Below are 18,693 nucleotides of genomic sequence, written 5' to 3'. Positions count from 1 at the left end.
GCGCAAGCGCTCATCGGGGCCATTCTGCTCTTCGCGCAAGCGCTCATCGCGGCATCACAGCGCCCTTGCACGCCGGCGCGACGTGTTGTGCGTAGAACGCCAAGTATCCCGATGTCACGCTGGGTTCGCGGGGTACATGCGCGGCCTTGCGCGCATCGAGCACGTCGGCCGGCACATCGAGGTCCAAGCGCCGGTTCGCCAAATCGATCAGAATCCGGTCGCCGTCCTCGACCAATCCGATGGGTCCGCCGTCAGCAGCCTCGGGCCCGACATATCCGATAGCGGGACCGTGGGTGGCTCCCGAAAACCTGCCGTCGGTGATCAGGGTGACGCTCTCGGACAGACCCATCCCCACGACAGCCGAGGTGGCACCGAGCATTTCCCGCATGCCGGGGCCGCCTTTGGGGCCTTCGTTGCGGATGATGATTGCCGTGCCCGGGTTGATCTGGCCGCTCATAGTCGCTTCGATCGCGGACTCTTCGCCTTCGAAGACCTTTGCGGTGCCCTCGAAATTCCACATGGACGGGGCGACGCCGGAAGCTTTCACCACCGCCCCGTCGGGCGCCAGGGTGCCGCGCAGAATGAAGATCGCGCCCTCGGGGCCGAGGGGGTTCGCCCGCGAAGCGAGCAGCTCAGGGTTGAGGTTCTCTGCAGCAGAGGCGATTTCGCCCGTAGTCTGGCCCGACACGGTGACGGTGGAGCCGTCGATCAGATCGCCGAGTTCGCGCAGCACTGCGGGCACTCCGCCTGCTGCGTGCAGTTCGGTGACTCCCCATGGCCCCGATGGCGCCAGCTTGGCCAGCGTCGGCGTATCGCGACCCACCCGATCGATGGTGTCAAAGTCCAACTGGATGCCGGCTTCCTTGGCCATCGCGATGAAGTGCAGCACCAGGTTGGTCGACCCGGACACCGCCAGCGCCACCCGTAGCGCGTTCTCGAATGCCGCCGGAGTCAGGATGTCGCGCGGGCGGATGTTGTCTCTCAACAACTTCACGATCTGCATTCCGGTGTACTTGGCTGCCCTGATCTGGTTGTTGCAGCCAGCGGACAGAGTTCCAGTGTGCGGCAGCGCGAGGCCCAATGCCTCGGTGTAGATGCCCGCGGTGTTGCCCGACGTCAGGGTGTCCCCGGCACCCGGGCCGGGGAACAGTTCGTCCTCCCAGTGTTTGAGCGTCGCCTCGTCGATCTCGCCGCGCACCACCTCGCCGACACCGTCGTACACGGTCTCCAGGAAGAGTTTCTTGCCGCGGTAGACGCCGTGGGGGGTGGCACCTGCGTAGAGCAGGATGGCGGGCAGGTTGAGTCTGGCCGCGGCCATCACCATTCCCGGTGTGGGTTTGTCGCCTCCGGGCAGCAACACCAGGGCGTCCACGCCATGCCCCTCGGCCATCAACTCGATCGAGTCGGCCACGACATCGCGGCTCGGCAGCACATAGCGCATGCTGCGCGCCGCGAACGCCTCGCTGTCGGTGACGTGAAAGGTGTTGAACTCGATGGGCGTGCCGCCGGCCATCCGGACACCGGCCTTCACGGCGTCGACGATGGTGCGCAGGTGTGCATTCTCCGGAGAGAAGTCCTGGTAGGTGTTCGCGATCATCACCAACGGCTGGGTCAGTTCCTCATCGGTGAACCCGGCCCCCTTGATCCACGCCCGCTGAAGCGAACGATCGGTTCCCTCGAACTGTTCTTTGCTACGCATCTTTCCTCACACATTTCTCTTGGTTCTCAACAGCGCTGTCGACGGCGTCGAGCACCGCCACGGATACCTGCTCGATCTGTTCCGGTGTAATCACCAACGGCGGTCTGATCTTCAGAACATCGTTGTGGCGACCCGTGGACCCGATGAGGACGCCGCGAAGGCGTGCCTCGTCGAGCACCGCGGTCGCTTCGACGGCGTCGGGGAGTTGCACGCCGATCAACAGCCCCAGTCCCCGAACCTGCAGACCGCCGGCGGAGAGTCGGTCACGCAGCACTGCACCCATCGCCCCCGCATGCTCCACCAGTCGCTCGTCGTCGATCACGTCGAGCACCGCCGTCGCCGCGACCGCAGCCACCGGGCCGCCGGCGTAGGTGCTGAAGAACTCCGTGTGGGACGCCAGCGCTTCGACGTCACAGCGGCGCGCAATCACGGCCGCCACCGGGTAGCCGTTGCCCATCGGCTTGCCCAGTGTGACGATGTCCGGGCTCAATCCGGCGCCGACGAACGACCACAGGTGGTCGCCGGCCCGCCCGAAGCCTGCCTGCACCTCGTCAGCCACCACCAGTGCCCCAGCCTGCCGAGCGGTGGCGCTGATCGCTCTGTGATAGTCCCTGCCGGGCAGCAGGATTCCGTCGCTGGTGTAGGTGGGATCGACGATCAATGCGGCCGGTCGGTGGGCGCGGGCAGCCAGACGTTCGAGCGCGCCGGTGAGCTCGGCGCCGACGCGGAAGCGTTCGACGTGATCGGGTGTCCAGTCGCTGCGCCACTGTTCGGGCGAGAACGCCGTCGTCGCGGTGGTCACGCCGTGATAGGCGAAGTCAGACACCAGCGCGCCGGTATTGCTGGTCACGGCCGTCGCTATCCGCCACGCCAGATCGGTGGCCTCACTGCCCGAGTTCAGGAACAACACCGTGTCCAGGCCGGAGTCCGGGGGCATGCTCGCAACCAAGCGTTCGGCCAGTTCGATCGCCCGCGGATGAAGGTAGCGCAGGTTTGTGCTCAGCAGTCGGACCTGGTCGGCGATCGCGGTCGCCACCCGGGGGTGCGCGTGCCCTACCACCGGCACGTTGTTGTAGGCGTCGATATAGCTGCGGCCATCGGCATCGAGAAGTATTGCGCCACTGCCCCTGATCGGGGTCAGTGGGTCGCCATAGGTCAGCGGCGCCAGCACCGAGCCGAAGACCACATGCCTACGGGCCATCAGCGTACGGGTCGGCGGCTGGGTGCGCGGTGCGCCGAACGTGTCGGCCAGGTGGCGGGGTGTTGCGGCGTCTAGTTCGCGAAGGAGGCTCCACGCGCCGGCATCCCAGCTCCGCAGATACTCGGCGTTGGCCGCGTCTAGGTCGGTCCGGTTGGCCGACAGGGTCAGTGTGATTGCCATCCGCAGGCCCAGGGTGTCGGCCAGCACCGAGCGCTCGACGGGTTCGAGCGGATTGACCGCGGTGTAGCCGTCGAGGAACAGAGCCAGGCTGGACAGCAGGTCCCCGCCAGTACGCGTCGACCCCACCGAGGCCAGTGCCGCCGCGACGTCGGCTACCAGGGCCGTGTGGGTGAGATCGCCGAAATCGATGATTCCACTGACGTGTTCGGCGCCGTCGAACAGGACATTGTCCAAGGTGAGGTCACCGTGCACCGGTTGGGCGCGCATGCTCCCCCACAGCGGCGCAACGTTGCGCTCGAACCGATCGAGGGCGGCCCGCACCAGGTTTGCGTCGCCGGCGATGGCGTCGGTCATCGCGCGGATCTGGTGGCGGGACTCTACGTGCCACAGCAGCCGTCGCTGTGCGGCGGGATGGAAGAACCCACGCAACGCCAGCCCCAGTCGCGCGGAAATAGCCCCGAATTCCTTGATCGCCGAGGGACTCAGCGTGGCGCCGTTTCGGGACGATGTCCCGGGCAGGCGATTGTAGAGCCGGATCAACCGGGGGGACTGCGCGAACAAGTCCCCGGCGAGGGTGGGCAGCGGCACGGCCACCGGAAGCCCGGGGTCCATGCGATTCGCCCAGACCGCCGCTCTTCCTTCGAGATCCACCTCTGCGGCGGCGGTCGCGATGTGCGAGATCTTGACGACCCGTTGGGCCCCGTCCTCATCGACGAGCAGCGCGGTCTGATCGCGCTCGCTGTTGAAGTGCGCGGCCACGGCGCCGTGGAAGCCGAACAACTCAGCCACCACGGCCCCGATGGTGACGTCGTCGAGGGCGTGCGTCGGGTCGGCGACCAGATCCCCCGGCATCAGGTCTGCATCCGATTCATCTTCGACATGCGGTAGGCCAGCAAGGCGAATACCCCCGACAGGCCGAGCATCACCAAGTTCATCGCTGAACCGGCGCCCCAGTCCCCCTGTTCCAGGATCACGTCGCGGATCCGCTGTCCGAGCAGGTACGACGACGGTCCGCCAAGGATGTCGGCGGCCACAAAATCGGCGTACATCGGGATGTAGACCAGAATCGCCGCGACGAACATGCCCGGCGCGGCCAGCGGCACCAGGATACGCCAGAACTGTTGGAACCAACCGGCACCCAGGTCGGTCGCCGCTTCCAACGTCACCGGCTCGATGGCCTTCATCGCGGCGTAGATCGGGATGGTCGTGTAGGTGATGTAGGAGGTCACCAGCGCAACCACGACGGCGAACGGACTGTAGATCAGCCAGTCGAGCGACGGGCCGGGCAACATCCAGTTGATCAGCCCATTGCGGCCGAGGATGACCTGCCACGCATAAACCCGCACCACGGGTGCCAACTCGTCCACGATCACCAGGGCCAGCAGGAGGAACATCTCGCGCGGCCCCGCTTTGAACACCATGAAATAAGCCAGCGGTAGGGCGATCAGCAACATCACCGCCATCGCGAGGGTGACGATCCCGAACGTCGTCAGCGCGATCTTGAAGTTCAGTGGGTCGGTGAGCACCTCTTGGTAGTGCTCCAGAGAAAAACCACTGGTCGTGCGCGGTGGGAACTTCAGCACGCTCATCTGCACGAGTACGGCGAAGGGGATGACGAACAGCACCAGCAGGACCACCACCGGGGCTGCCAGAACTGCCAGTGCACCGCGCGCTTCGATACCGCGGCCTCCCATCACCTGACGCTCCCGGCATGGGCGGCCCCGGTCAGCAGGGAAGTCGCGGCGTCGTTGCTCGTCCGCCTCTTTATCAGCTTGAGGCCGCCCCAGATCAGCAACAGTTGTGCCGCAGAGATCAGCGCCGACACCGCGTTGACGACCGCGGTGTGGTCGGGATTGCGCACCGAGGAGTACACCCACACCGGGAACGTCTGCTGGAATCCGAGCGTGAAAGCGCTGATTTCGTAGTTGTTGAACGACCAGGTGAACGCGAAGATACCTGCAGCGGCCAGAGCCGGCGCGACGTGCGGGAGCACGACATAACGCAACACCTGGATCCGATTGCAGCCCAGATCGATTGCCGCCTCTTCCTGGACACGTTCGAACCGAAACAGTTGCGCCCCGACGATCGCGGTGACCAGAGGGAAGGTGCACGCAGCCTGCGTCGCGATGACGGTGGGCAACCCCAGCGTGACATCGGCTTTCGCGTACCCCATCAGCGCTGCGATGCCGATCACCAACCAGGGCAGTACCAGCGGTGCCGCCACCAGCCCCGCTACCGCCGCTCGTCCACGAAATCGGAAGCGGGTCAGGCCGAACGCTGCCAGCGTCCCGAGGATCAGGCACAGAGGGGCGACCACCAGGGCGACGATGGTGGAGTTGAGCAGCGCCGCATGCAGCGAAGAGTCGCTGAACGCGATGCGGTACCAACGCAGGGTGAGGCCCTCGAAGGGCATGGCCAGAACATTGGAGTCGTTGAACGAGAACACCAGCAAGATCACCAGCGGGCCGAACAGGATCGCACCGACGACAACGAGGAACGTACGCCACATTTCTGGATCCGCTCACCGCCGCATGCAGCAGCGGCTCATGAAGCCTTCACTTCGGCCCACGCCTTGACCCACGCATCGCGGTCCTTGGGCGGGCTGGCGGGGATGGCATTGTCGAGGTCGAACAAGGTGTCCAGTTGGGCGTCTGCGCGCACCTCCGGCGTCACCGCATCGATGATTCCCTCGTTGGAGGGAAGGTAGTACCAGTTCGTCGCCGCATAGATCTGCGCGGGCAGGCTGGTGTACCAGTTCAGTAATGCGTATGCGGCGTCGACGTTTTCGTCAGCGATGTCGGGACTGATGCCGTATCCGCAGGTCCACAACATCTGTCCCTCTTTACCGACGGCGAACTCGACGTTGACGCCATCCGCCTGGAGTTCCTTCACGATGCTGGTGTAGCCGCTGGCCAGATCTATCTCCCCCGATTTGAACTGCGACAAGACCTCGCCCTGGTCCTCCCACAATGTGCGGAACTGCGAGCGGTTGTCGATCAGGTACTGCTTCACCGTGTCGAGCTGCGCCTCGTCCATGTTCAACGGATCAGAGATCCCGGTGGCCAGCGCGCCGATGTCGATAGCGGTGACGGCGTTGTCCTGCAACGAGACCCGGTCCCGGTATTGCGGATCGAACATATCGGTCCAGGAATCGGGCGGCGTGGTGATCTTGTCGGCGTTGTAGATCAGCCCCGCGGTTCCGGCGTCCACAGGCACCACGTATACCTCGCCGTCGACGGTGATTCCGGGCATCTCCTTCATCGCCGGCCAGAGATTGGCCCAGTTCTCCAGGCGCGCAATGTCCAACGGTGCGTAGACACCCTTTTGGACAGCCTCCAATGCGCCTTCGTCGACGCAGGTGTTGATGACATCGGCCTCGAACCCCGCCTGGATCTTCGCGATTGCCTCTTCGTTGCTGCCGAAACCGGCGGTTTCGAGTGTGATGTTCGGATACATCTCATGGAACGACGCCAGATAGTCGTCGTTGAAGCCGTCCTCGTAGGAATAGAGCCGGACCGTTCCGGCGATGGAGGCGGGGTCGCCCGGATTGGCGAGGCCGGGCTCGGCGGCGCCGCCGGAGTCTCCGCCACTGCATCCGGCGACCAGCAGCGTCGCCGCCGAAGTGGCGATGACCAGTTTGTTGGCTGTGGTTGTCACGCGGCGCTCCTCAGTGGACGTCAGCTCTATCGCGCACGCTATTTGGTAGACCGGAGATTGTCAACAATCTCCATTATGCACGGTGGATGCCGAACTGGAAGAAACGCCTACTCGGATTCGTTCAGCAGGGCCACGAGCAGCCTGCCGGCCTCGATCGAATGCTCGCGGACCAACCGGGCGGCCGTTTCTTCGTCGCCCGACTCGATGGCGTCCACCATGGGTTCGTGTTGACGCACCACCTCATCGAGGGACGGCATGATTCGTTCGTCGAGCCGGAGGAGGCCACGGATCGTCGGGACGTACCGCAGGAAGACCTCGTGGACGCGGGTGTTCCCGGAGGCGGCGCACAGTCCCTCGTGAAACGCCACGTCAGCTCGCGCCACGGCGGACGCATCTCCGGTGGCGGCAGCCGCGCGGAGATCGTCGACCAGCGAACGGAGCCGCGTGAGCGCGGTCAGGTCCTGCTCACGACACACGAGACGGACCGCGAACTCCTCGACCGCGGCGCGCAGCCCGTAGATGTCGCTAACGTCTTTGGCCGTCAGACTCACCACGAACGTCCCGCGGTGTGGTTCCTCGGCGAGCAGGCCCTCCGCGCGCAGGATCTTGAACGCCTCACGCACCGGTCCGCGACTGACGTTGAGTTGCTCCGCGATTCGTGCCTCTTTGAGATGTTCGCCTTGGCGGAATCCGCCGAGGACGATCTGCTCACGGATCCGATCAGCAGCATCCTCGCTCAGGGAGCGCGGAACATCGATGGGGCGCAGTACTGCGGGGTCGCTCATACCCGCGAGTATACGAGGTCGACTGTTGACAATCTGCTATCTGCAAAATGTAATGTGGCTCGTGTCTGTAATCAGCAGGATTGAAGCTTGGGCGTTGGGCCCTGAGGTCGAACGGTTCCGGTACACCTCGCATTCGGACGAGGTGTACACCACGACAACACTGTTGCGCATCACCGACTCCGACGGCTTAACGGGTGTCGGCGCCTATGACTCCGACACGTTCGGTATGTGGGACCGCGGACCGTTCGAGACCCTGCGTCCACTCCTTCCACGACTGATGGGACTCGAGGCCGAGGACCGAGATGGTGTCTATACTCTCGTGTCCGAGGACAACACCTCCGCCTTTCCGCCCGCGGTACGGTCGACGATCGATACCGCGTTGTGGGACTTGGCGTCCCGGCGTCGAGGCGTGCCGCTGCGCGAGATGCTCGCCGGCGGACCGACGCCGACGTCGCTGCCTGGATATGCCTCGGTACCGCTGCTCGGCGATGAGACCGAGTACCGGGAGGCGCTGTCCGGGTTCGTTGAATCCGGTTACGCCGCGGTGAAACTGCACGCATGGGGCATTCCAGAACGGGACGCAGCTCTGATGCGCGCGCTTCGTCCTGCGTTTCCCGCTCTCACCCTGATGTTCGACGCCGAGGGGCGTTACGACCGCGACGGTGCGCGGATCGTCGCGACCGCCTGCGCCGATGTCGACGCCCGGTGGTTCGAAGCCCCGATAACGGACTTTGACGTCCTCGGCTACCGGGCCCTCCGCGACGAGTTTCCCGCGGTGCCGATCCTGCCCGCCGGTGACGCGCTGTGGCACCCCGATCTGCTGAGCACGGTCCTGCTCCTCGAGCCGTTCAGTGCGGTGCGGTTCGACGTCTCGTTCGTCGGGGGCCCTACGCCGGCGTTGCGGATGATCCGGGTCGCCGAAGATGCCGGGCTGGATGTCGAACTGATCAGCTACGGCCACACCGTGATCCAGGCCGCCGACCTCCAAGTAGCGCTTGCCTTCGGCCGTACCACCTATTTCGAGCAGGCGGTGCCTGTCGAACCGTTCGAGTGCGGAGTCACCGACGTGCTGCGCACAGGATCCGACGGTCTCGTGCATGCCCCGGATGGCCCGGGCCTGGGTATCGCACTCGACGAGGCCGTGCTGGAGACGAATGCGTTCGAGCGGCTCATCCTCGACTGACTTCGCCGGAACTTGATGGGGCTCAACGGCGCACCGAGCCGGTGGACGCGGTTGCGTCGACGGCTTCAAGGGCGGAGATCAGCTGCGCCACGTTCGCCTCGGACATCGCCGCGTTGGCTTGCAGACGTAACCGGGCGGTGCCCTCGGGCACGACGGGATGGCCGAAGCCTGTGACGAGCACACGGTGCTGCTCGCGCAATTCGCGGCTCATCTGCCCCGCGCGAGCCGTCTCACCGACGATGATCGGCACTATCGCGGTGTCGCCGGGCAGCGGGCTCAGCCCCGCCTCACGCAATCCTCCCCGCAGATCGGACGCCAGCTGCTGCAGCCGCGCCACGCGCTGGGGCTCGGCCCGCAGAATTCGCACCGCCTCCCGGGCGCCGCATGCAGTGGGCACCGGCAGTGCGTTGGAGAACAGCGACGGGCGCGCCACCTGCGACAGCAGCTCTACCACCTCAGCCGGCGCGGCCACATACCCGCCCGCAGCACCCCCGAGCGCCTTACCCAAAGTCCCGGTGAGAACGTCGATGTCACCGAGAACCCCCTGTGCCGACGGGGTGCCGCGGCCCTCGGCACCCATCACTCCGATACCGTGCGAGTCGTCCACCAGCAGGATGGCGTTGTGGCGGCGGCACAGTTCGATCAGGTCCGGCAGCGGCGCGACATCACCTTCCATGCTGAATACGCCGTCGGTGACCACGATGCGCCGGTTCCACTCCCCCAACCCGGACAGTGCTTCGTCGAGGACTGTCAGGTCGACGTGCGGGTACACCACCTTGCGTCCGGCCCGCGATCCCCGGACGGCGTCGATGATCGAGGCATGGTTCAACGCGTCTGACAGTACGACGGTGTTCGCGTCGGCCAGCGTGGTGATGGCCGCGGCGTTGGCGTCCCAGCACGAGACGAAGGTGAGCGCCGCCTCCGCGCCCACCAGATCCGCGAGGTCAGCCTCCAGTTCCAGGTGCGGGGTGAAGGTGCCGCAGATGAACCGGACCGACGCGGTGCCGGCACCGTAACGCTGGAGCCCGTCGACAGTCGCCGCGATCACCCGCGGATCTGCCGCCAACCCCAGATAGTCGTTGGAGCACGCGACCAGAACGTCTTGGCCGCGCACCCGGCTCAGCGGGCCCTGCGGCGCGTCCAGCACCGGGGGAACTTTCAGGGTTCCGTTGTCGGCCATGGCCTTCAGCGCGGCCGCACTGGTTGCGATCAAGCCTTCGTTCATCGGGTCGCTTCGTCGACAGCCTCCTGGACGGCCTCCAGCACCCGCCCGAGCGCCTCAGCGTACGCATCGGGCGGCATCACCAACGACGGCTGGATGTTGAGGCTGGTGGTACTGGCCACCACCAGAACCCCGCGCTTGATACATCCTTCGGCCACCGCGTCCTGCAGATCGAGATCACGTTCCTTGGTGGCTTTGTCTTTGACGAACTCGATACCGACGAAACCGCCCTGCACCCGGACGTCGCCTACCGCAGTGATCGTGTCCACCAGTGGTACCAGCAGATCCACCGCCACCTGATGTAGCGCACGCACATTCGACAGCACATCCTCACGCTCCAGTAAATCCAGATAGGCCAGCGACGCCGCGCAGGCGGCGGGCAGCCACGACCAGGTGCTGCCGGTGGACAGGTCGCCGAAGCCACCAAGCGCACGTTCGGTTCCCAGCAGTGCCCCGATGGGCATGACACCGCCGCCCATCGCCTTGCCCAGACACATCAGATCCGGCTGCAAACCCCACAGATCGGCGGCGAACACCTCTCCGGTGCGGCCGAACCCGGTCTTCACCTCGTCGAGGCAGAACAGCCAGCCGTATTCCCGGCACAGTTCGGTGAGCGCAGGCCAGAACGTGTCGGGCGGCGAGATCACCCCGCCGGAACCGAGGATCGGTTCGATGATCACTCCCGCCACCTCTGATGGATCAACCAGGTGGAAGAGCACATGGTCGCGCAGGTAGTCCACCCACGGATCACCGGTGCCGCCGCGGCGGGGTTCACCGAAGGGGTTCCGGTAGGCATTCGGGTACGGTACATGGACGAATCCGCTCGCCAGCCCGCGTAATTCACGGCCGATCTCGTGTTGTTCAGCACCCAGTGACGCCGTGGTGGTGGTTTCACCGTGGTAGGCGCCGAAGAAGCCGATGATCACCGGCCGCCCGGTGGCCCGGCGCATCACCCGCACAGCGGTCTCCACGGATTCGGTGCCGTTGAGCGAGATGTCCACCCGGGTGAGCCCTTCTGGAGCCAGGCTGAGAACTCGCTGGGCCAGTGGCAGCATCCATTCGTGGAACACCGCGTGACTGTCCTCGTTCCCGAAGCTTCGCAGGGCCGCCGCGGCGGGCTCGACGATCTCGGCCCGACCGGCGCCCATCGGTACCGAGGCCGACGAACTCACCAGGTCGACGAAGACCTGGCCATCGACATCGGTGACCGTCCAGCCTGAACGGGATCGCGCCACAAACGGATAGCCCTCACCGATCAACCCGGGGTAGAAGATCTTGTCGTACCCCGCCAGCAGTTCGGCGCTTCGTGGACCGGGCGCTGCGGTGGGCACCGGCGGGAGCAGTGTCATAATTCAAGCCTCCAGTTTGTTGATCTTGGCGAGTCGGAATGCGATGGCGGCCACCACACCTGCGGCCAGCAGCATCAGATTGCTCAGTGCTGCACCGCGAGCGAGGTCGCCTTGTTCGAGAATCAGGTCATTGACGGCCTGGCCCAGCATGTAGCCGCTGGTGCCGCCCACCAGTGTGGGGGTGGCGAAGTCGGTGAACAGTGGAATGTAGACCAGCAGCACGGCCATGAAGATCCCGGGCGCGGCCAGCGGCAGCAGGATCCGCCGGGTCATCACCAACCACCCGGCGCCCAGGTCGGCTGCAGCCTGAAAAAGCCTGGTGTCGATTGCTTTCATCGCCGCGTACAGCGGTATCACCGTGTAGGTGATCCAGCTGGTGGAGAGCACGATGACAACTGTCACCTCGTTGAACAGCAACCAGTCGATCGGGTTGTTGATGACACCGATGGCCTGTAGGAACCCGTTGATGATTCCGTTGCGGCCCAACAACATCCGCCATGCGTACACTCGGATCACCGGGTTGAGCTGGTCGAGCAACACCAAGCCCAGTAGTAGCGGGACCTCTAATCGACCGGATTTGAACGCCATCACGTAGGCAAGCGGCACGCCGATGACAAGTTGCACGATCATCGCGCAGGTGGCGATGAAGACGGTCGTGAGAGCCACCTTGTGGTAGAGCGGGTCGGTGAGGATGCTGGCGTAGGCGTCCAGCGACCACACATTCTGCCCGCGGCCCACTTTCATGCCGAGGCTGATCAAGAACAGGATGATTGTCGGCACGAAAACCAGTAGCACCAGCACGGTCATCGGGACGGAAAGGTAGCCGAACGGCAGCCAGGTCCTGCGTCGTCTCTTGGTGCCGGCTTCAACTGCGGTCGCGATCTCGTGCACGGCCGTCACCGCAGGCCTCCCGCCACCATGTCGGTGAGCGAACCTTCGGACCCGCGGCGTCGGTTGACGGCTTGCAGAGCCAGCCACATGCCGTACACGACAGCCACCTGCACCAGCGAGACCGCCGTCGAGACGGCGTTCACGATCGGCAGATTGTCCGAGCGACGCAGCACCGAGTACACCCAGACCGGAAAGGTCTGTTCATAGCCACCGGTGAAGAAGCTGATCTCGAAGTTGTTGAACGACCAGGCGAAGGAGAAGATGAGCGCGGCACCCAAGGTGGGCGCCAACTGCGGGAGCACCACCTTGGTCATGAGTTGCCACTGCGAGGCGCCGAGGTCGACGGCAGCCTCCTCCTGCGACCGTTGGAAGCGCACCAACTGCGCCGATACCAGCGCGGTCACCAACGGGAACGTCACCGCGATGTGCATGGCACCGACAGTCAACAGTGACAACTCAACGCCCAGCGAGGCGAAGAACAACAGCCCGCTGACACCCATGACGAGCCACGGGATCACCAGTGGTGCGCCGGCCAGGGCTGTCCACAGTCCGCGGGTGGGAAATCGGAAACGGGTGATGGCCCATGCCGTCGCCGTCCCGAGCACCACGCACACCGGTGAGATGACCGCGGCAAGCACTGTCGAATTTCGTAACGAGCCAGCTACATCGGGATCGGTGAAGGCCTCGATGTACCACCTCCACGTGAAGCCCTCGAACGGCAACGCGATGATGGTCGAGTCGTTGAACGAGAAGACCGCGAGCAGGACGATGGGCCCGACGAGGATCACCATCACCACCGCCACGAGCGCTGTGGCCAGCACAGCGCCCGTGCGATTGGTCCCCGAGCCCGTGGACAGGGTCACGCCCCGGCCTCGATCTCCTGCCACGCGGAACGCCACACGTCGGCGTTGTCGGGTTCGAACTGCGGGATGGTGCCCTCCAGGTCGGACGGGTTCGCGGTCTTCTGGAATTCTGCAGAGACCTCGGGAAGCCCTTTCGGATTGGTGATCACGTAACCGAGATCGCCGATGGCACCCTGCGCCCTCGGCGAGATGTAGTAATCGAGGAATGCGTAGGCGGCGTCGACGTTTGCGGCGTCGGCACTGATGCCGAGCCCGCACATCCACGACAACGTGCCTTCCTTGGGCGCGACCCAGGTCACGTTGCCTCCGTTGGCGTTGATCATCTCGGCGGTCCCGCGGCCACCGTCGGCCAGGATGACCTCACCGGACTTGAACAGATTGGACATGTCGGAGTCCCCCTCGGCAAGGGTGCGGAACTGTCCGTCGGCCATCGCGGCCCGGATCTTGTCCTTCATCTGCTCGATCTGATCATCGGTCATCTCGAGTGGGTCGGTGATCCCCGATGCCAGCGCGGCATCCGCGAGCGCGGTCAGCCAACCGTTGTCCAGTGCCACCTTGCCGCGGTAGGCCGGATCGAAGAGCGCTGTATAGCTGTCGATGCCGCCGGGGATGGCGTTGTTGTCATAGAGCATGCCGTGCGGGCCGGCCGATGCGATCACCATCGTGACGTCACCATCGATGACCACCCCGTTAGCCTCACGGAAGGTGGGGTCCAAGGACTCCCAGTTGGTCAGTCTCGACGTGTCGATCGGGGCCAGTAGTTGGTCCTGGTGCAGTGGCTTGGCCTCGTCCAGGCAAACCTCGACGACGTCGGTGCTGAAGCCGGCGTTGAGCTTGGCCGCCCCCTCGTCGACGCTGTCGAAGGTGGCTGTCTTGAGCTCGAGATCGGGGTTCTCGCTCGTGAAGGGCCCGATGATCCCGGGGTCGATGGTGTCTTCGTAGGTGAACGTGCGTAGTTCACCTGCCGTCGCGGTGTTCTCGCCATCGCCGCCACCGCAAGCGGTCAGGACCAGTAGTGCGCCCGACGCACAGGCGACCGCCCGTGTGCAGCGTCGGAACAGGGGATGTTGTGTCATCTTTCCTCCAGATGGGTTCCCGTGAACAGGCTTTCGCAGCGATCTCCGATGCGTTGGCGCAGATGACGGTGGACCGGTCGCAGGTCTCCCTCACCTGGCTCATGTGCATCCGAGGCAACGAGGTCCACCAGGCCCTCGTCGAGCAGACGGTGCGCCTCGGCTTCGACAGCAGGCCCGTCGAACCCCAGCAATGCACCGGAATCGACCTGCAGCAGCGCACCTTTTGTCTTCAGGGCGTCCGCGAACGCCCGGTCGCCGGGGAACAGGAACGCACGGCGCTCCGGATGCGCGACCACGGGCCGCAATCCGGCAGCCAGCACGCGGTCGACGTAGTCGAGAATGCCGGTGTCGTGCTCCATGGGTATGTCGTCGGGTCCGTCCACCAGGACGACGTCGGTGCCGGGCAGGCGCCATCGCGCCGGGTCGGCCCGGAACTCCACCGTCCCCGGGCGCGGCGCCAGTTCGTAGCCCATCCTCAGCGCAGGGCATCGCGGCACCGTGGCGCCGAGCTCCAGCAGCCTGTCGAAGGCTCGGCTCAGATCGTCGTCACGCTGCGCGCTCCACGGGTAACGCTCGTCGAGATGTGAAGTGATGAAAAGGGTCCGGGTGCCGCCGGCGGCGGCGTCGGCGAGCATCGTAAGGCTTTCGTCCGCGGTCTGCGGTCCGTCGTCGACACCGGCCAGTAGATGGGCGTGACAGTCCACCCATCCGGTTGCGATCGGCGCGTCGGTCACGGGGCTGCCACGGGACCGATGACATGGGTGCAGTCCGGTCCCCACGACAGCCGCACCTTCGACCCGCGGGTGATGGCTTTGAGGTCACTGTCATTGCTGAGTTCGTGGACCTCCAGATGCTCGCCGGTGGGCAGATCCACGGTGACGTGGGTGGTAGACCCGACGTAGACGATCTCGGCCACCACGCCGCGTACGGTGCTGTGGTGCTCGGCCACCGCGGCATCCTCGGTGGGATGCAGGTAGATCCGTTCGGGCCGCACCGTCACCTGCAATTGCCCTTGATGCACTGATGTGGGCGCCACCAGTCGGTCACCGTCTCCCAGTACGCTCACGTGGTACTCACCGACACGCTGAGGTTGTTGCAGAACAAGCAGATTCGAGGTACCGATGAACCCCGCGACGAAGACACTGGACGGCCGCTCATAGAGCGAACGTGGATCGGCCAGCTGGTCGATACGGCCCTGGTTCATCACCGCGATCCGGTCTGAGAGGGTCAGCGCCTCCTCCTGATCGTGCGTGACGTACAGGAAGGTGGTGCCGGTACTGCGGTGCAGGCGGCCCAGCTCAAGCTGCATCTCGCGGCGCAGCTTGAGATCCAGTGCGCCGAGGGGCTCGTCGAGCAGCAACGCTTTGGGCCGGTTGACCAAAGCCCTTGCCAGTGCGACCCGTTGACGCTGGCCTCCGGAGAGCTGAGCCGGCCGACGGTCGGCCAGAGCGGTCAGCCGCATCGACGTCAGTGCATCGGTGACCCGCTCGGAGACCTCGCGGCGAGCCAGACCCTTGACCTTCAGGCCGAACGCCACGTTGTCGCCGACGGTCATGTGCGGGAACAGCGCGTAGTCCTGGAACACCAGGTTGACCGGCCGGCGGGCTGGTTTGGTGGTCGTGATGTCCTCGTCGCCCAACAGCACCCGTCCGGCAGAGGGTCGTTCGAATCCGGCGACCATTCTCAGCGTGGTGGTCTTGCCGCAGCCGCTGGGTCCTAGCAGTGAGAAGAACTCTCCCGCTTCGACTTTGAAGTCGACATGCTCGACGGCGTGCAAGCCTTCTCCGTAGGACTTGCTGACGTTGTCGAAGGTGATGGAGCTTCCGCTGCGCGCCGACGGCGTCGCCGTCGGGAGGGTGGCCAGTTCACTCACATGGACCTCTTCCGTTCCTGCGCAGGAGGCTGTGGGAAGTGCGGTACACCGCTCTGACAGATGCACTGCATGCAACCTCAGCGAAGAGCATCAGTTGCTGCCCCAGAGTTCGTTCACCACATCGAATACGTAGGTATTGGGGTGAACACCGGAGAAGCGTTCGGCCAGTGGGCCGGCCGCGGTCACCGGCACCATCGTCCCGGTGTGCTCGGGGGTGGTCCAGTCGACCTTGAACTGACGATCGGTGCCTTTGATGGTGAACGGACCGCTGCGCTTGGGGACCCCGCCACCGGGCAATGGCATGTTCTCCGGCGTCTCTGCCCAGTAGGGCACCGGGTCGTCAGCGACCTGATCACTGTTGGGTTCGGGCTCGCCGTCGTCGAGGACGTTCTCGATCGTCATTCCACCGGTCTCGTGATCGGCGGTCACGATCAACAGGACCTCCGGATGGTCCTTCTGGTATTCGGTGATGACCTTGACCATCTCGTTGATCGACTCGCCGGCCAACATCATGTTCTGTGCATCGTGTTCGTGGGCATCGGAGTCCAGATCGTCACTTTCGATGACCAGGAAGAAGCCGTTGTCGTTCTCGCCGAGGATGTCGAGGGCTTTGGACACCAGCTTCTCCGGCGCCACATAGTGGGGGTCACTGTTGTAGTCGTAACCCTCGATCTCTGTTGACCGCCGCTTGGCGCTGTCCTGCACCAGGGCGAGCGCTTTGGGGCCACTCAAGGCGTCGAACGTGGTTTGGTCGTAGGCGTACTGGTAGCCCTCGGTCTCGGCCCGGGCCACCAGGTTCTGGTCGCCCTCGCTGACGTCGTCCTCCCCCTCGTCGGGGATCATTCCCGGCTCACCTTCCGGGTACCAGTACTTCTCCCCACCGCCGAACAACACATCGATCCCGTTGTCGAGATAGCCCGTGGCGATGTCGACTTTCAGGTCGCGATCGGGCACCGGCGACCCGAACGCGGCCAGTGTCGCGTTGGTGACGTCGTGGTCGTTGACCAGACCCGTGGCCATACCGCGCTCTCTGGCGATGTCCATCAACGTGGGGACCGACTCCCCATCCGGGCCCAGCCCGGTGGTGCCGTTGGGGACCCGCTGTCCGATCGCCCAGGCCGTGGCCCCGGCGGCCGAATCCGTCACCGCATACTCCGGATCGCCCGGGATCGTGTCCAGGAAGCCGGAATACGGCAATGCATCCATCGGCTGCCGCTCGTCCAGCCCGTACATGTAGTACTGGATCGCCGTGCGTTGCTGCGGACCCATACCGTCTCCGCTGAGAATGATCACGCTGGGGTTGGCGGGCAGACTCTGGTCCGCCGGGCTGCTGCACGCGGTGAGCGCCGAGGCGCCGATCACGAGTGCAGCCCCGACCGCGGACAGTCGCTGAATCGAAGTCACGCCGGAACGCTACCCAGCTGACCAGTGGGTGTCAATGATAAATTGTTTACAATCTACTCACGCCTCGGTGAACGGAAGAAGCTCGGAGTCGGTCTAGCCTTCCGGCTCCTCGACGTCGTCGGCCTCGGCCTGCACGACCGGGCCCGCCTCAGCTTCCAGCGCCGCTTCTTCGGCGGCCGGGTCGTCGGCGACCAGTACCCGGATCGAGCTGTTGAGGAACGCCAGCACCGGCACGGCGAGCAGCGCGCCGACGATTCCCGCGAGCACCGCTCCCCCCGCGATCGCCAGCACGATCGCCAGCGGGTGGATGGAGACCGCGCGGCCCATCACGAGCGGCTGCAGTACGTGGCCCTCGAGTTGTTGCACCGCGATGATCAACCCGAGCGTGATGAGCGCATAGATCCAGCCCTTGGCGATCAGCGCGACGATGACCGCCAGGAACCCGGTGACGACGGCACCAACGAGCGGCACGAACGCACCCATAAACACCAGCGACGCTAGCGGCAGCGCCAGCGGCACCCCCATGATCGCCAGACCCACGCCGATACCGAGCGCGTCGACGAGGGCCACCAGGAACGTCGCGCGCACGTAGCCGATCAGCGACCGGAAACCGGCACGCCCGGCGTCGCGCACCCGGTCCCGCACGTCGGCCGGGAAGGCCAGCGTGACGAACCCGAAGATGTTCCGGCCGCCGTGCAGCAGAAAGATCAGCGTGAACAACACCAGCAGCGCGCCGGTCAGGATCTCGGTCAGGGTGCCCGCCGTGGACAGCGCTCCGCTGGTCAGCTTCTCCTGATTGCTCTGCAGCGCCTCGATCGCCGCGTCCCGCGCCTCGTTGATCTGCGCCGGGCTGACGTCCAGCGGTCCGTCGGTGAGCCAGGTGCCGACGCCTTCGATGCTGGCCGTCACCTGATCCGCCAGCGCCGGCGCCCCCTCGATGAACTGGTTGACCACGAACGCCAGCAAGCCACCGAACAACGCGATACCGCTCAGCAGGACCAAGGCCACCGCACCGCTGCGCGGAGCGCCGCGCTTGTCCAGGAAATCGACCACGGGCATCAGCAGCGCCGCCAGGATCGTAGCCAGCATCACCGGCACGAACAGGATCTCCAGCCGGAAGAAGATCCACAACAAGGCCACGATGGCGGCGAGTAGCACCAACAGCCGCCACGACCAGGCGGCGGCCTTGCGCACCAGTGGGCTGACCGACTCGTCAGCCAACGCATCCAGGGAGGCTGGGCGCAAGCCGCGGGCTGACATTCCGGTAGCGTAACGGCCCCGCACGTTTAGTCCTCGGATCTGCGAATTCG

At 65.2% G+C, this 18,693-nt stretch carries 16 protein-coding genes; 1 reads left to right on the top strand and 15 read right to left on the bottom strand.

Features of this window, described 5'->3' with window-relative positions:
• Positions 1–43: 43 nt before the first annotated feature.
• From ilvD to BEMPMBAN_RS16695, 6 genes are all read right to left on the bottom strand, one after another.
• The gene (ilvD, locus tag BEMPMBAN_RS16720) at positions 44–1,699 is read right to left on the bottom strand and encodes a dihydroxy-acid dehydratase (RefSeq protein ID WP_159231958.1); all 1,656 of its coding nucleotides are present in this window, start codon (positions 1,697–1,699) and stop codon (positions 44–46) included.
• Positions 1,692–3,932 (bottom strand): aminotransferase class III-fold pyridoxal phosphate-dependent enzyme, encoded by a 2,241-nt coding sequence (locus BEMPMBAN_RS16715; RefSeq protein ID WP_159231956.1) that lies wholly within the window; start codon positions 3,930–3,932, stop codon positions 1,692–1,694. Before BEMPMBAN_RS16715 ends, ilvD begins: the two co-directional genes overlap by 8 nt.
• A complete protein-coding gene (locus tag BEMPMBAN_RS16710) occupies positions 3,932–4,774 on the bottom strand; it encodes an ABC transporter permease (protein ID WP_159231954.1) in 843 nt (280 codons plus the stop codon). The genes BEMPMBAN_RS16715 and BEMPMBAN_RS16710 overlap by 1 nt, the downstream gene beginning before the upstream one ends.
• The gene (locus BEMPMBAN_RS16705; protein WP_159231952.1) at positions 4,774–5,589 is read right to left on the bottom strand and encodes an ABC transporter permease; all 816 of its coding nucleotides are present in this window, start codon (positions 5,587–5,589) and stop codon (positions 4,774–4,776) included. The genes BEMPMBAN_RS16710 and BEMPMBAN_RS16705 overlap by 1 nt, the downstream gene beginning before the upstream one ends.
• A gap of 35 nt (positions 5,590–5,624) precedes the next feature.
• Positions 5,625–6,737, bottom strand: a complete 1,113-nt coding sequence (locus BEMPMBAN_RS16700) for an ABC transporter substrate-binding protein (protein WP_159231950.1) — start codon at positions 6,735–6,737, stop codon at positions 5,625–5,627.
• 107 nt (positions 6,738–6,844) lie between these two features.
• Complete coding sequence (locus tag BEMPMBAN_RS16695; protein WP_159231948.1) at positions 6,845–7,522, bottom strand: GntR family transcriptional regulator; 678 nt, start codon at positions 7,520–7,522, stop codon at positions 6,845–6,847.
• 94 nt (positions 7,523–7,616) lie between these two features.
• Here BEMPMBAN_RS16695 and BEMPMBAN_RS16690 point away from each other — a divergent pair, with 94 nt between their 5' ends.
• Positions 7,617–8,705: a mandelate racemase/muconate lactonizing enzyme family protein gene (locus tag BEMPMBAN_RS16690; protein ID WP_159231946.1), complete on the top strand. Its 1,089-nt coding sequence runs from the start codon at positions 7,617–7,619 to the stop codon at positions 8,703–8,705.
• Positions 8,706–8,727: 22 nt separating this feature from the next.
• Here the strand turns inward: BEMPMBAN_RS16690 and BEMPMBAN_RS16685 are convergent, their stop codons facing one another.
• From BEMPMBAN_RS16685 to BEMPMBAN_RS16645, 9 genes are all read right to left on the bottom strand, one after another.
• Positions 8,728–9,930, bottom strand: a complete 1,203-nt coding sequence (locus BEMPMBAN_RS16685; protein WP_159231944.1) for an aminotransferase class I/II-fold pyridoxal phosphate-dependent enzyme — start codon at positions 9,928–9,930, stop codon at positions 8,728–8,730.
• Positions 9,927–11,276 carry a class-III pyridoxal-phosphate-dependent aminotransferase gene (locus tag BEMPMBAN_RS16680; RefSeq protein ID WP_159231942.1) on the bottom strand — a complete coding sequence of 450 codons (1,350 nt, stop codon included), beginning with the start codon at positions 11,274–11,276 and terminating at the stop codon, positions 9,927–9,929. The genes BEMPMBAN_RS16685 and BEMPMBAN_RS16680 overlap by 4 nt, the downstream gene beginning before the upstream one ends.
• Before the next feature lie 3 nt (positions 11,277–11,279).
• The gene (locus BEMPMBAN_RS16675; RefSeq protein WP_159231940.1) at positions 11,280–12,176 is read right to left on the bottom strand and encodes an ABC transporter permease; all 897 of its coding nucleotides are present in this window, start codon (positions 12,174–12,176) and stop codon (positions 11,280–11,282) included.
• On the bottom strand, positions 12,173–13,030 hold the full coding sequence (locus tag BEMPMBAN_RS16670) for an ABC transporter permease (protein WP_159231938.1): 858 nt from the start codon (positions 13,028–13,030) through the stop codon (positions 12,173–12,175). Before BEMPMBAN_RS16670 ends, BEMPMBAN_RS16675 begins: the two co-directional genes overlap by 4 nt.
• Entirely contained in the window at positions 13,027–14,106 is a 1,080-nt protein-coding gene (locus BEMPMBAN_RS16665) for an ABC transporter substrate-binding protein (RefSeq protein WP_159231936.1), read from the bottom strand. Before BEMPMBAN_RS16665 ends, BEMPMBAN_RS16670 begins: the two co-directional genes overlap by 4 nt.
• Entirely contained in the window at positions 14,103–14,840 is a 738-nt protein-coding gene (locus BEMPMBAN_RS16660; protein ID WP_159231934.1) for a CpsB/CapC family capsule biosynthesis tyrosine phosphatase, read from the bottom strand. Before BEMPMBAN_RS16660 ends, BEMPMBAN_RS16665 begins: the two co-directional genes overlap by 4 nt.
• Complete coding sequence (locus tag BEMPMBAN_RS16655) at positions 14,837–15,979, bottom strand: ABC transporter ATP-binding protein (RefSeq protein WP_159231932.1); 1,143 nt, start codon at positions 15,977–15,979, stop codon at positions 14,837–14,839. The genes BEMPMBAN_RS16660 and BEMPMBAN_RS16655 overlap by 4 nt, the downstream gene beginning before the upstream one ends.
• A 90-nt stretch (positions 15,980–16,069) precedes the next feature.
• Entirely contained in the window at positions 16,070–17,383 is a 1,314-nt protein-coding gene (locus BEMPMBAN_RS16650) for an alkaline phosphatase (protein WP_234897515.1), read from the bottom strand.
• Positions 17,384–17,476: 93 nt separating this feature from the next.
• Entirely contained in the window at positions 17,477–18,643 is a 1,167-nt protein-coding gene (locus BEMPMBAN_RS16645) for an AI-2E family transporter (protein WP_159231930.1), read from the bottom strand.
• Positions 18,644–18,693: the final 50 nt, after the last annotated feature.

Source organism: Mycolicibacterium austroafricanum, assembly GCF_902705885.1.
Taxonomy (GTDB): Bacteria; Actinomycetota; Actinomycetes; order Mycobacteriales; family Mycobacteriaceae; genus Mycobacterium; species Mycobacterium vanbaalenii_A.
The sequence above is the reverse complement of the archived record's forward strand: the minus strand, read 5'-3'. Positions and strand labels throughout refer to the sequence as shown.

Coding starts and splice junctions, on each gene's coding strand:
- BEMPMBAN_RS16665 (WP_159231936.1), bottom strand. CDS start 14,106: ATGACACAACATCCCCTGTTCCGACGCTGCACACGGGCGGTCGCCTGT.
- BEMPMBAN_RS16710 (WP_159231954.1), bottom strand. CDS start 4,774: ATGGGAGGCCGCGGTATCGAAGCGCGCGGTGCACTGGCAGTTCTGGCA.
- BEMPMBAN_RS16685 (WP_159231944.1), bottom strand. CDS start 9,930: ATGAACGAAGGCTTGATCGCAACCAGTGCGGCCGCGCTGAAGGCCATG.
- BEMPMBAN_RS16715 (WP_159231956.1), bottom strand. CDS start 3,932: ATGCCGGGGGATCTGGTCGCCGACCCGACGCACGCCCTCGACGACGTC.
- ilvD (WP_159231958.1), bottom strand. CDS start 1,699: ATGCGTAGCAAAGAACAGTTCGAGGGAACCGATCGTTCGCTTCAGCGG.
- BEMPMBAN_RS16680 (WP_159231942.1), bottom strand. CDS start 11,276: ATGACACTGCTCCCGCCGGTGCCCACCGCAGCGCCCGGTCCACGAAGC.
- BEMPMBAN_RS16695 (WP_159231948.1), bottom strand. CDS start 7,522: ATGAGCGACCCCGCAGTACTGCGCCCCATCGATGTTCCGCGCTCCCTG.
- BEMPMBAN_RS16705 (WP_159231952.1), bottom strand. CDS start 5,589: ATGTGGCGTACGTTCCTCGTTGTCGTCGGTGCGATCCTGTTCGGCCCG.
- BEMPMBAN_RS16645 (WP_159231930.1), bottom strand. CDS start 18,643: ATGTCAGCCCGCGGCTTGCGCCCAGCCTCCCTGGATGCGTTGGCTGAC.